The sequence below is a fragment of the Nostoc sp. DedQUE02 genome (genome assembly GCF_034531035.1).
In the GTDB taxonomy this organism is placed as follows: Bacteria; Cyanobacteriota; Cyanobacteriia; order Cyanobacteriales; family Nostocaceae; genus Nostoc.
Window position 1 is genome coordinate 490973 of the sequence record NZ_JAVRBY020000001.1, and the last position, 13869, is coordinate 504841.

5 protein-coding genes and 2 pseudogenes are annotated in these 13869 nt (G+C 39.1%); 4 read left to right on the plus strand and 3 right to left on the minus strand.

The window, feature by feature from the left end:
- Position 1: 1 nt before the first annotated feature.
- A complete protein-coding gene (locus RMX98_RS02070) occupies positions 2–3634 on the plus strand; it encodes a hybrid sensor histidine kinase/response regulator (RefSeq protein WP_322678940.1) in 3633 nt (1210 codons plus the stop codon).
- 218 nt (positions 3635–3852) lie between these two features.
- Here RMX98_RS02070 and RMX98_RS02075 read toward each other — a convergent pair whose 3' ends face one another.
- The 3 genes from RMX98_RS02075 to RMX98_RS02085 form a co-directional block, all read right to left on the minus strand.
- Positions 3853–4578: a Uma2 family endonuclease gene (locus tag RMX98_RS02075; RefSeq protein WP_322678941.1), complete on the minus strand. Its 726-nt coding sequence runs from the start codon at positions 4576–4578 to the stop codon at positions 3853–3855.
- 53 nt (positions 4579–4631) lie between these two features.
- Positions 4632–5525, minus strand: a complete 894-nt coding sequence (locus RMX98_RS02080) for an ABC transporter permease (protein WP_322678942.1) — start codon at positions 5523–5525, stop codon at positions 4632–4634.
- 77 nt (positions 5526–5602) lie between these two features.
- Positions 5603–6688, minus strand: a complete 1086-nt coding sequence (locus tag RMX98_RS02085) for a spermidine/putrescine ABC transporter substrate-binding protein (protein ID WP_322678943.1) — start codon at positions 6686–6688, stop codon at positions 5603–5605.
- A 415-nt stretch (positions 6689–7103) separates the two neighbouring features.
- Between RMX98_RS02085 and RMX98_RS02090 the strand changes: the two are divergent.
- The 3 genes and pseudogenes from RMX98_RS02090 to RMX98_RS02100 form a co-directional block, all read left to right on the plus strand.
- Positions 7104–7217, plus strand: a pseudogene (locus tag RMX98_RS02090) (hypothetical protein); the annotation flags it as partial.
- Between the two features lie 72 nt (positions 7218–7289).
- Positions 7290–7977 (plus strand): annotated as a pseudogene (locus RMX98_RS02095) (sensor histidine kinase); the annotation flags it as partial.
- A 76-nt stretch (positions 7978–8053) separates the two neighbouring features.
- Entirely contained in the window at positions 8054–13816 is a 5763-nt protein-coding gene (locus tag RMX98_RS02100) for an AAA family ATPase (protein WP_322678944.1), read from the plus strand.
- Positions 13817–13869: the final 53 nt, after the last annotated feature.

The following is a 13869-nucleotide window of genomic DNA, read 5'->3' on the forward strand; positions in this document are numbered from 1 at the left end:
TATGATCATAGATAAAGAAATTCGCGAACAAGGATACATTTACTTCCTGGCTGAAGCCCCAGAATTAGTCCAAATTATTGAGCAAGAATTATTTAGTTTATCAGAAAGTTATAGCACTGCTAAAGTTCACAACTTAATGCGAGCTACTCATACACTTAAGGGTGGTGCTGCTAATGTTGGGCTAGAAGTAATTAAGATGATAGCCCATTTTTTAGAAGATGTATTTAAGGCTCTCTATAATCCAAAAGTGGTAGTTGATGCTGAATTACAAACACTTTTGTTACAAGCTTATGAGTGTTTGAGTATAGCATTAAATACCGAACTAATAGGTAGTAGTGTTAACGATCAAGAATTGATGCATCGAGCAACTTCAGTGTTCGCGCAGTTGCAAGAAAAACTAGGTGATGCATTTGGTGCTGAATCTCATATTCCCACTTCTGAAGAATTGGGATTTGATATTGTACAGTCCGTTTTTGAAACGGGAGTAGAGCAACGTTTAAACAGTATTGTTGACGCTGTTAAAAATCTCCCAAATGATGCCGAATTGATTGAGTTTTTACACTCTCAAGGTGAGGTGTTTTTTGGCTTGGCAGAATCTCTAAATTTACCTGGACTGGGAGATATTGCCCAAACAATTATATTAGCACTGCAAGTAAATCCTACCCAAGTGCGGCAAATTGCCAAAATTGCCCTTGCAGATTTACAACAAGCACAAAAATTAGTACTAGAAGGCGATCGCACATCTGGGGGAGAACCTTCTCCAAGTCTGCGAAAATTCACAGCAGTGGCAAATAATGAGTTATCTGAAGAACTAGAAAATAATTTATTTGCTGGCAAATTTATTATCAATGAAAAAGAATTTTATCAGTTTATTACTTCTGATAATAATAAAAATGAATCGATTAAGCCAACAACTGCCAAATTTTATTTAAAAGTAATTCGCTACATTTTTGGCTGGTTTCATCACCAGATGCAAATACCAGAGTCAGAAATTAGCTTGAGTTTACTAGTTCCCACATTAGAAAGAAAAAGTCTACTTAGTTATATCGAAGACTGGCTGAAAAGCTTTCTGGATTTTGTTCAAGATGAAGCAGATAGTCAAAGTCTTTGCATTTATCGACATGGAATTATTTTAATTATCCTATTTGCAGTTGCAAAGTTTCAATATTCTCTTAATCCATCTGACAACTATCTCTCAGTAATTAAAGTACTACAGAGCAAAATTCATAAATTAGCAAAAGAATATAAAAATTATCCTCCTGTTACTGGTGAAGAGAAAAATTGGCTTGATAGTCCCAAATTACAAACACTGTTGGTTATTAAAGAGATATCTCAATCTGTATCTTCTCAAGCAACTGATAACTTGCTAGAAGCAATATGGGGAGAAGAAGCTAACGAAAATCTTGCTGTTGAAGTTGTAACAACCCAGACTGATGATTTTTCAGGAAAGCTTGATTCCTTAACTATCAGTGAGCAGAGAGTTGTAGACGTTCCTGAAACAGCTATTGAAGTTATGTCTGATATAGCTACACAAATCAACAAAGAAATAGAAGATCAATCACAGTATGTTCAAACTAAAAACCTTCGCCAACCTTCATTTATTCGGGTAGATACAGAAAGACTACAACACCTTAATTATCTAGCTGGAGAGTTGCTGATTTACCAAAAGCGGCATAGTTTGCAAGATGAACAAGTCAAAGAAATAATTGAGCAATTAGTACAGCAACTCACTCGGCATCAAACAACTTTAAATGAATTACGGGATTTACCATTACAAATACAAAATATTAACTTACAAGAAACGCCAAGTTTTGCAGTGGATTTTGATTCTCTAGAAATGGATGTATATACAGAGTTTCACATGACATTGCATGAAGCAATAGAAGAGACACTGCAACTACAAGAAACCACAGAGTCTCTTGACTTGCTTTTAACACAAGCTGCTCAAATTAGTGATAAACAAGAGAATTTAACTCTTAATATTATAGATAGCTTAGTAGAAGCACGAATGTCACCTTTGGGCAATATCCTGAATCGTTTTCCCCACATGGTAAATAAGTTGGGGAATGTTCATGCCAAACTTGTAGAATTGAAACTTACTGGTAGTGAAGTACTGGTAGATAAAGCGATCGCAGAAAAGCTCTACGACCCCTTATTACACTTAGTGCGTAATGCTTTTGACCACGGTATTGAAGCTCCGCAAGTCCGCCGAGAGCTTGGTAAACCAGAACAAGGTTTAATTGAAATCTGCGCTTATCATCAGGGTAGCCAAACTGTTATCGAAGTTCGGGATGATGGTCAGGGATTGAATTTAGACAGAATTCGCAGAAAAGCTGCGGAATTTTATCATATACAAACTGAAGAAAAAACTAGAAGCTATGCTTCTAATCTGGCTGAACCCGAACTTTTAGATTTGATATTTTCGCCTGGATTTTCTACTGCTAATAAAGTGAGTGAAATATCTGGGCGTGGTATGGGGTTAGATATTGTGCGTACCCAAATGCACGCACTCAACGGCTCAATTTCCGTTCAATCCTTACCCAATCAAGGAACAATATTCATACTCAAAATCCCTTTTTCTATGACTACAGAAAAGTTAATGCTAGTTCAAGCCAAAGGTGTTGTTTATGGTCTTCTTTTGGACAGTATCGAAAAAATATTGATTCCTTCCGAGCAACAGATTAAGGAAATTGAAGGCAAAAAACTCTTGCATTGGAACACAGATAATGATGAGACTATGGTTAGCCTTCGTCAACTTTCAAAGTTGATTGATTATAATGATTCATTGTTTAATCGTACTACTCCATACAACCCCTCAAATACTCATGACCCAAGCGTAGCAAATAATCCGGTGCTTTTGCTACGCCGAAATCAAGGAAAGGTTGCTTTAGAAGTTGACCAAATAATTGGTGAGCAAGAACTGGTAATCAGACCTTTAGGAAATGCGATCGCACCGCCAAAATACATTTATGGTTGTAGTAGTTTAGCCAATGGTAATCTCATCTTAGTGATTGATGCTGCGGTACTGGTAAAATCTAGTGAGATCCAACAAACAACAGTTGATATCAGGGCGCTACCAGTAGCTTCAGCTTTTTCCTCAAATAAAAAACCCTTGCCAATATCAGGAGAGACTTTTTCATCTACACCATTACTTGCAGCATCGACTTCCACAACAACTATAGAAACCCAACCCAGTTATTCTCAGGAACCAGCTCATAAAATACCAAAAGTTATTTTAGTAGTAGATGATGCAATTAGTCTCCGGCAAACTCTCTCTCTGACTCTGCAAAAATCTGGCTACCAAGTAATACAAGCTCAAAATGGCGTAGAAGCTCTAGAAAAGTTGCAATTACATCCTGAAATTCAAGTTGTTGTCTCAGATTTAGAGATGCCACGCATGAATGGTTTTGAGTTATTGAGCAATTTCCATCAATACCCAAATTTAGCAAAAACACCTGTAGTAATTCTCACTTCTCGCAGTGCTGAAAAACATCGCCAGCTTGCCCAAGAATTGGGTGCTAAAGCTTACTTGACCAAGCCTTTTTTAGAGCATGAATTTATCTCTAAAATTAATGAGTTAATTAACAGTAATACAGATAATTATGACCATTTAGTTATGGTGAAAAATCATTAAAATTAATCTTAATTTTAGTTGAATGATATCGGTAAGTTATAGCGTTTCTCGGCCCTTGTAAGGTACAAGAACCCTACCCCCAACCCCCTCCCCGCAAGCAAGGAGGGGGCTATGATGAACCTCATGTTATAACTGAAGGTTTAAGTTAGGGGATACCACAGTGTGGAGAGAAGCATGGTGTACCTATAAAGTGTATCAATGCTTGGGACGCGATCGCTTTAATTACCAGGTAGATTATTTGGATCTACACCTAGAGAACGTAAATACTGCGCTAGCTGTTCAGCCCTTTGTCGTTCTTGTTCAGCCCGTGATCGCTCTTGTTGTGCTTGTTCTGCATCCGTCAAATAGCGGTTTCCTTGCTCATCATACCAACATAAAAACTCCTGTTGTATCCCAGCAATTACAGCTTGGTGTCGCCCAATGCCTAACCTTAACTCTGGCATTAAATACGGTTCACCTATTTGTAGTTGGTAGTTTTCATCTATTAACTTATACACTTCAAAGGGTTGATGTTGGTCGCGTCGCCAAAACTCAGGGTTATAAATCACGTAGTACAATACACCGAGTTTTTTGTATATATCTAGCTTCTCGTCGTATTCACCTCCTGGGGTGTGAGATACCATTTCTAATGTGAATATTGGAACTACCCCATTTTCTTCCCAAACCGCGTAACTTTTGCGTGATTTGCCACCCTTTTTCCGTTCTACTCCCACACTTAAAAAAGCATCTGGCACTACAGGTACTCTAGGATTTACTCCTGTGGTGTGATATATTCCCATATCTACTCCGAAGTACCAATCCATGCGATTTGCCCAAATGGAGTTGAGTAAGAAGAGTAAAATGTTGGGCAAAAAATTTTGGTCTTCGTTATCGACTGGTGTATCGTCTGAACAAGGAAGTTCATCAGTAGTTGGTAACGCATTTTTGAGATCGGGTGAGAGCATAACCGTTGTCTCGCTGGCGTTTGCTGCCCTTATTATAAGTGAGTGGCAAAAGTTTAGCGTTTGGGTATAGCTTCACCAAACCTAATCAAAAATGCGATCGCAATACTAACTAGCAAAATTAACGTCATACTCAAGGCTGAACCAAATCCCCAGTTTTGCGTTGCTCCAAGAAACTGGTTATAAACTAACCGCGCCGCCGTCATACTAGAAGCACCACCAAGCAATTCTGGATCGACAAAATCCCCTAAGCCGGTGATGAATACAAGCATGGAAGCAGCTGCAATTCCCGGAAAAATTTGCGGTACGGTTACTTGGAAAAAAGTTTCTACCGGATTTGCACCTAAATCAGCCGCAGCTTCTAGCAACCGCTTGTCTAGCTTTTCGAGAGAAGCATATAAAATCAAAACCATATAGGGTAACAAGCTGTAACTCATACCAATTAATACAGCTTGACTATTATTAAGTAATTCTAAAGTAGGTAAGCCGACATTGCTGAGTAAACTGTTCAATAAACCAGTAGGACGAAGAATTGTAATCCAAGCATAAGAACGAAGTAACGAGGAAGTCCACAAAGGTAAGACAAAGCCTAATATCAGCAAATTCCGCCAGCGCTGCGGTGCGATCTGAGCAATCCAATAGGCGACGGGAAAGCCCAAAATTAAACAAATAATGGTAGTGCCAAACGCAAAAAATAGCGATCGCCCAATTACTTGTACGTAAAGCGAGTCAAATATTCGGATGTAGTTTTTCAATCCGTTGGGATTGACTAAATCTCCTGGTCGGATGTCTGCAACTAAACTTAACTCGAAAATTATCAAAGTTGGCAGCACTAACAAAAGTAATAACCAAATCCCAGATGGTGCAAGCAATATCAATGGTTGAAGCCAATTTCCTCTTGGGCGATGCAATTCTTCTATTTTAGAAATATCATTTTTCTGCAAATTCATCACTTATAACTCTGCAAATTTTAAATTTTTAATTTTGGATTTTGGATTAAATTAAAAATTTCAAATCCAAAATTTATTTAACTGCTAGTTAATTGAGTCCAATAACGATCGTAAACTTCTTCAAATTCTCCTACAGGAGTAACACGTTCACAGTTTTTTAAAAGTGATTCTGGTGGAAACAAATTAACGTTATTTTGTACTTTTTTTGGCAATTGCTCAAATCCGGCGCTATTCGGTGTAGAAATATTCAGGCGTTGAGTAATTTGGGCTGCTATTTCTGGTTGCAAAATCATGTTAATCCAAGCATAGGCTCCAGCCTGGTTGGGCGCTGTTTTAGGAATTACAATAGTGTCTGTCCATAATGAAGAACCACTGCGAGGAATCACATATTTTAGTTTAGGGTTTTCTTGAGAGATTTTCACTGCATCTGCTGAATAACACATTGCTACTAGTAAATCTCCTGCCAAAATTTGATTTTGCCAAGCGTCGGTATCAAAACGGGCGATCGCAGGTTTTAAAACCTTCAATTTTTCATAAGCTTGTTTGATTTCTTGTTCATTTTTTGAGTTGTAAGAATAACCTAGCATCCGTAATGTTGCACCCATCACTTCCCGAACATCATTGAGCAAAGTCATCCGTTGATTAAGTTGCTCTTGATTTTGCCAAAGAAAATCCCAATCTTGTGGTACATTTTTAATTTTTTCAGAATTGTAAAGTAAACCTGTTGTCCCCCAGTTAAGAGGGATACTGTAGCGGTTATTGGGATCGTAACTAGGATTCTGGAACCGGGGAAATAAATTCTCTAGACCGATTAAGCGATCGTGATTTATTTCTGTTAGCAAACCTTTGTCTACCATCTTCTGCACCATATAATCAGATGGATTGATGATGCTGTAAGTGCCACCGCCTCCAGCTTGCAATTTAGCTAGCATGACATCATTAGAATCATACACATCCGCTAGCACTTTCATGCCAGTTTGGGTGCTAAAGGTTTTTAGTAATTGGTTGTCAGTATATTGTGTCCAGGTGAAAATATAAAGTTGGTCACGCTGACCATTGCTATTAGAATTAGCACGTACTTCAGCCAGTCTCCAGCCACAACCAGCTAAAGATAAGCTAGAAAGTGCTGCCATCCCTTTTAAAAATTGGCGTCTGTTAGTCATTAAGTTAATAGTCAATCATCTTTTGTGTTGTTGCCAATTGATTCTAGATATGCTTTTAATTGGAGTGAGCGTAGCTGGTTTAAACATTAACATTAACTTAAGTGTATATACTTGTGCAACTGTTAATAATTTACCGTCATCAGCTAGTTTTAGGTACGATTTTTAATCTATATTAATCAAGCTGGAGTTATAAAAATTAACAAAGCGATCGCTCGTCAAATTATCAAGGAAACCCAGCCTAGCAACCTGAACTGCACTTCTGTATTAGCAAAAATAACAAAGTTTGTCCTTACCTGACCAGTAAAAACTGTGACAGGAGTTTTAGATTCGTAAATGTAAGCAGGACTGATACGAATGTCTAATTGGCAAAAGTTTTGCTCTGTGTGGCAGCGAGTTCGAACCAAATAACTTGAAGGTGCTTTCAGACACCTTAGCCCAAGCAGGTTTTGAAGTTGCGATCGCTACAAGTGGTGAGGGCGCTTTACAACAATTGGAACATATTCAGGTGTCTTTGATTTTACTAGATGTGATGATGCCGGGGATGGATGGCTTTGAAACTTGTCAGCACATCAAAGCCAATGCAAAAACCCGAAATGGTTTAATTTATTTGTATCAGCAGGAATATTCTACTCCCAGTGCAATAATTCAAGATGAAATCGAAGCAATTGACCTCGATTATATCCGCGAAGACTTACCTAAGTTAGTGGCTTCTATGCGAGAAGGTGTGAAGCGAATTCGGAATATTAGTACTTCCTTACGAACCTTCTCTTCGTGCTGATAGCGATCGCCCCATTGCTTGTAATATTCATGATGGCATCGACAGCACTATTTTGATTCTCAAACATCGCCTCAAAGCTTCAGACAATCGCCCAGAAATTAAAGTTATCAAAGAATATAGTCAGATTCCATTAGTAGAATGCTTTGCTGGGCAGTTGAATCAGGTGTTTATGAATATTCTGGCAAATGCTATTGATGCTTTGGAAGGATCAAATATTGGACGTGGTTTTGAATAGATAAAAATTAATCCAAACTGGATCACAATTATTACTCAAATTAGTGAAGATAAACAAAAATTAATTATTAAAATTAAAGATAATAGTAAGGGAATGACTGAATCAGTCAAATCACAAATATTTGACCATTTATTTACTACAAAAGCTGTGGGGAAAAGAACGGGGTTAGGGTTGGCGATCGCTCGACAAATCGTCGAATCAACCCACGGCGGTAAATTGTATTGCAATTCTATTTTGGGTGAAGGTACAGAATTTACCATTGAAATTCCGATGTAAATTTTTATTCTTGTTTCTAAATAACTTGAGATATCTGGGAATACTATCTCTGTAAATCATCACTCCTTGAGCAGTTATGGTCAGCACTTTTGTTAGGATTCCCGGATACCGCTTAACTGAAGAACTCTACAATGGTTCGAGAACCTTAGTTTATCGAGGATATCAGGAAACTGACTCCTTAGCAATAGTCATTAAACTACTGAAAAATCCTTATCCGAGTTTTGGCGAACTCTTGTCGTTTCGCAATCAATACACCATTGCCAAAAATCTGAATTCACCTCTAATAGTTCAAACTTATAGTTTAGAACCTTACCAAAATGGCTATGCATTGGTGATGGAAGATTTTGGCGGGATTTCTCTCAAAGAATGGAAACTTCAGGGAAATCTACAATCTCTACAAGAGTTTCTAGAAATTGCGATCGCACTGTGCGACACCTTAAATTTACTTTATCATGAGCGAATTATTCATAAAGATATTAAAGCCAGCAATATCTTAATTAACCCCAAAACTAAACAAGTTAAATTAATTGACTTTAGTATTGCATCTTTATTACCAAGAGAAACCCAAATTCTCGTCAATCCTAATGTATTAGAAGGGACACTAGCTTATATATCCCCCGAACAAACAGGTAGAATGAATCGGGGAATTGACTATCGCACAGACTTCTATTCACTCGGCGTAACTTTTTACGAATTACTCACTGGAGAGTTACCTTTTGCTTCTAACGACCCGATGGAGTTGGTACATTCTCATATTGCCAAAATCGCACCATTAGTACACAAAATTAATGACGAAATTTCATCTGTACTATCAAAAATTGTCAGTAAATTGATGGCGAAGAATGCTGAAGATAGGTATCAGAGTGCCTTGGGATTGAAATTTGATTTAGAAAACTGCTTACATCAGTTAAAAGAAACTGGTGAGATTCAAAATTTTGAAATTGCAACAAGGGATGTGTGCGATCGCTTCATTATTCCTGATAAACTTTATGGCAGAGAAGCGGAGGTTTCGACTCTACTAGAAGCATTTGAGCGAGTCAGCTTTGGCGCAACAGAAATGATGCTTGTTGCTGGATTTTCTGGAATTGGAAAAACAGCAGTCGTCAATGAAGTTCATAAACCAATTGTCAGACAACGCGGTTATTTCATCAAAGGTAAATATGAACAATTTCAACGTAATATTCCCTTTTCTGCCTTTGTGCAAGCCTTTCGTGATTTAATGGGGCAATTATTGACTGAAAGCGATGCCCAAATTCAGGAGTGGAGAAATAAAATATTAGAGGCTGTCGGGGAAAATGGACAAGTAATTATTGAAGTCATTCCCGAATTAGAAAACATTATTGGCAAACAAGCACTATCTGTAGAATTATCAGGAACATCCGCGCAAAATAGATTTAATTTATTATTTCAAAAATTCACCCAAGTCTTTACCAGCAAAGAACATCCCTTAGTGATGTTTTTAGATGATTTGCAATGGGCTGATTCTGCATCATTAAAATTAATGCAGCTATTAATGGCTGATACCGGGAATCTTTTTATCATTGGTGCATATCGTGATAACGAAGTGACAGCAGGACATCCATTGTTATTGACATTGAGTGAAATCCAAAAGACACAAGCAATAATTAACACAATTGCTTTAGCGCCACTCAGTCAAGTACAAGTAAATGAATTAGTTGCTGACACACTCAAATGTTCAGAAGATTTGGCATGGAATCTTTCTGGATTAATCTATCAAAAAACTCAAGGTAATCCATTTTTTGCTACCCAGTTTCTCAAAGCACTGCATCAAGATGGACTGATTCAATTCGACTTTGAATTAGGCTGTTGGCAATGTGATATTTCCCAAGTGACAATGCAGGCAGTTACAGATGACGTTGTGGCTTTTATGAGTCTGCAATTACGTAAACTGCCGCCATCAACACAAGAAATTATCAAACTGGCAGCTTGTATTGGTAACTCTTTTGATTTAGCAACTTTAGCGATTGTTGCAGAAAAATCTCAAATTGAAACAGCAACTTGTTTATGGAAAGCATTACAAGAAGGGTTAATTGTCCCAATTGATGATGTTTATAAGTTTTATGTCGGTCAAGAAAAGATTGTAGACATATCGACAAATCAACACACTGTTGCCTACAAATTTATACACGATCGCGTCCAACAAGCGGCTTACTTTTTAATTCCTGACGATCAAAAACAAGCTACTCACTACGAGATCGGTCGCTTACTCCTGCAAAATACACCAGAAGCCAAACTGGACGCTAACATCTTTGAAGTTGTCAATCATCTAAATACAGCGATCGACTTAATCAGAGACAACATTGAACGGGAAGGATTGGCACAGCTTAATCTGGTTGCTGGTCGCAAGGCCAAAGCCTCATCGGCTTATAAACAGGCATTAAGGTACTTAGAAATTGGCATACAACTCCTGTCTGAGGATAGCTGGTTTCATCAATATGCCTTGTCTCTCGCTCTACACATTGAAACAGCAGAAACTGCACTCTTAAACACTAACTTCGATCGAGCACAACAACTGATCGAAACCCTCGTCAGCTTTGCAGAAAACTTGCTAAACAAGGTAAAAGTTTATGAGATTCAAATTCAAGGCTATATTGCTCAAGGTAAATTACTAGAAGCACTTCAAGTCGGTCAACAGATTTTGCAATATTTGGGGGTTGCCCTTCCCGATTCTCACTCTTTAGATGTTCTTCAGCAGGAACTCGAAAAGATCGCAACGTTGTATGCGGGAAAATCGATTGAGAGTTTGATTCATTTGCCCCAAATGACCGCACCGGAGCAAATTGCCGCGATGCGCGTTTTAGCAAAGCTCTGGTCTCCTGCTTTTTTGGCTCATCCCTCCCTCACGCCTCTAATCGTACTTAAGCAAGTCGAGCTTTCGCTGCAATATGGACACACCTCAGAATCCACATTTGCCTATGCTGCTCATGCTATCACGTTGATCAGTACAGTCGGAGATATTGAAACAGGCTATCGATTTGGTCAACTGGCTCTCAACCTTTTAGACCATTTAGGTTCTAAGGAGAACAAAGCTCGAACCGAGTTTCTTGTTAATAACCTGGTCATTCCCTGGAAACAGCATACTCGTATCACTTTAGCTCCTTTACTGAAAGCTTACCAAACGGCTTTAGAGACAGGAGACTTTGAGTTTGCGTCTTATTCAGTCCTTGTTTACTGCTACCATTCCTATTTTATTGGCGATGACTTGCTGGTGCTTGAACAGGCAATGAAGACATTCGCAACTAAAATGGAGCAATTGAAGCAGACTGCTGGACTCACACAACATATCCTAAATTACCAAACGGTTCTGAATTTATTAGGACGATCTACTAACCCAATTCATCTGGTGGGTGAGGCGTTTGATGAGACAGCCGTTTCACTGGTTGAAACCAAAAATCAGACCGTAATTTGTGTTTGGTATTTCCACAAGCTGATTCTTGCCTATCTTTTTGAGGCGCGATTAGAGGCGATCGCTGAAGCGGATAGAACACAGATTTATTTAGAGGCGATCGCAGGACTCCCTTATGTCCCAGTTTTTCACTTCTATGACTCTCTAGCCCGTTTGCGTGTGTTGCCAGACGTAGCTCCAGCGCCACAAGAACTGATTCTTGAGCAAGTTTGTGCAAACCAAACGAAGCTGAAGACATGGGCAAGCTATGCTCCAATGAATTTTCAGCATAAGTATGATTTAGTCGAGGCTGAAAACCGTCGAGTGTTGGGTCAGAGTGCAGACGCGATCGATCTCTACGATCGCGCCATTGCTGGAGCCAAAGCTAACGGCTATATCCAGGAAGCCGCCCTTGCCAACGAACTCGCTGCTAAGTTCTATCTCAATTGGGGCAAGGAACGCATTGCTCAGGACTATATGATCGAAGCTTACTACAGCTATGCCCACTGGGGAGCCAAAGCCAAAGTTGTTGACCTGGAAACCCGCTACCCGAAATTACTTGCGCCCATATTACAGCAAAACCGTTGGCCTCTTTCAACTTACGAAACTATCTTCAGTTTGGAAACTGTGACATCTACCAGTTCGTGTACATCCAGCAGTACTAGTGTCTCAAATACTCTAGATTTAACCGCAATTCTCAAAGCATCTCAGGCTATCTCTGGTGAAATTGAATTTCAAAAACTGCTTGCATCTTTGCTTTCCATCGTGATTGAAACTTCTGGGGCTGATAAATGCGTGTTAATGCTGTTGCAAGACAAGCATCTGCAAATTCAAGGCGCAATTACCCAAGGAACACAACCCATTGTGCTACAAAGTCTTGCCATTGAAGACAGTAAAGATATTCCCCACAAGTTGATTTACAAAGTCAAAAACAACCAACAAACTGTAGTATTGTCGGATGCAACCGCAGATACCACCTTAGCTAATGACGCCTATATTATCCGTCAGCAGCCCAAGAGTATTTTGTGCAGCCCGATTTTACACCAAGGTAAATTGCTGGGCATTTTATATCTCGAAAATAATTTAGCAACGGGTGCGTTCACCCGCGATCGCGTCGAACTTCTCAACTTGCTGTGTACTCAAGCCGCCATTTCTTTGGAAAATGCCCAACTTTACGAACGTTCCTTAGAATCGCTTTTGGAGTTGAATGCGGCCCAGTCTCGCTTCCACAACTTAGTAAACAACGTGCCTGGGGTGGTTTGTCAATACCAGATGAGTGCTGATGGCATCCTCTCGTTAAACTACATCAGTGCTGACTGTTACAACTTGTACGAAATTACCCCAGAAAAAGCTGCTGCCGATCCCGATTTTCTCGACAAAATGATACATCCAGATGATGTGGCTTCTTACCTGCAAACTTACACTGACACCGTTCAAGCTCGATCTTCCTGGTGGTGGGAGGGGCGAATCATTACCCCTTCAGGAATCGTCAAATGGCTTCACGGCGAATCTAGAGTTGAACAGCGCCCGGATGGCTCATTGGTTTGGGATGGATTGTTTTTAGATATCAGCGATCGCAAAATCGCCGAACTTGGCTTGCAACAAGCGCAATTACAAATTGTTCAAAGTGAGAAAATGTCTGCGTTGGGTAACTTAGTTGCTGGTGTTGCTCACGAAATGAATAATCCTCTCGGTTTTATTGCTGCCAGCCTCAAACAAGCTAAACCAACTTTTACTGATATTGTTGACCACTTAAAACTCTATCAAGAAACTTTACCCGATAAGAGTGAAGAAATCGAAGACCATGCCGAAGAAATTGACTTGGAATATAGCTTATCAGACTTGCCCAAAATGTTTGATTCGATGACGATGGCGTGCGACAGACTGAAAAACATTAGCACCAGTTTACGCACTTTCTCTCGTGCCGATCGCGATTACAAAGTCTTGTTTAATATTCACGAAGGTATCGATAGCACGATTTTAATTCTTAAACATCGTCTCAAGGCAAATGAACAACGTCCGGCAATTGAAGTTGTCACCAATTACGGCAATCTCCCTCAAATAGAATGTTTTCCCGGACAACTCAATCAGGTATTTATGAATATTCTTGCTAATGCTATTGATGCAATAGATGAGTCGAATGTTGGACGAAGTTTTGAAGATATTCAAGCCAATCTCAACCGCATTACTCTTAGCACTTCCATAACAGATAATCTAGTGCAAATTGCCATTGCTGATAATGGTAAAGGGATGAGTGAATCAGTCAAATCACAAATATTTGATCATTTATTTACTACAAAAGCTGTAGGTAATGGTACGGGGTTAGGGTTGGCGATCGCAAAGCAAATCGTTGAATCAACTCACGGTGGCAAATTGAGTTGCAACTCTGTTCTCGGTGAAGGTACAGAATTTATCGTTGAAATTGCAATGTAAATCTTTGCTCTTGTTTATCAAACACTTAATATATCTGGGAACACTATATCTAT

Excerpts from the sequence above, each read along its gene's own strand:
- RMX98_RS02070 (WP_322678940.1), top strand. The coding sequence starts at position 2 with ATGATCATAGATAAAGAAATTCGCGAACAAGGATACATTTACTTCCTG.
- RMX98_RS02075 (WP_322678941.1), bottom strand. The coding sequence starts at position 4,578 with ATGCTCTCACCCGATCTCAAAAATGCGTTACCAACTACTGATGAACTT.
- RMX98_RS02080 (WP_322678942.1), bottom strand. The coding sequence starts at position 5,525 with ATGAATTTGCAGAAAAATGATATTTCTAAAATAGAAGAATTGCATCGC.
- RMX98_RS02085 (WP_322678943.1), bottom strand. The coding sequence starts at position 6,688 with ATGACTAACAGACGCCAATTTTTAAAAGGGATGGCAGCACTTTCTAGC.
- RMX98_RS02100 (WP_322678944.1), top strand. The coding sequence starts at position 8,054 with ATGGTCAGCACTTTTGTTAGGATTCCCGGATACCGCTTAACTGAAGAA.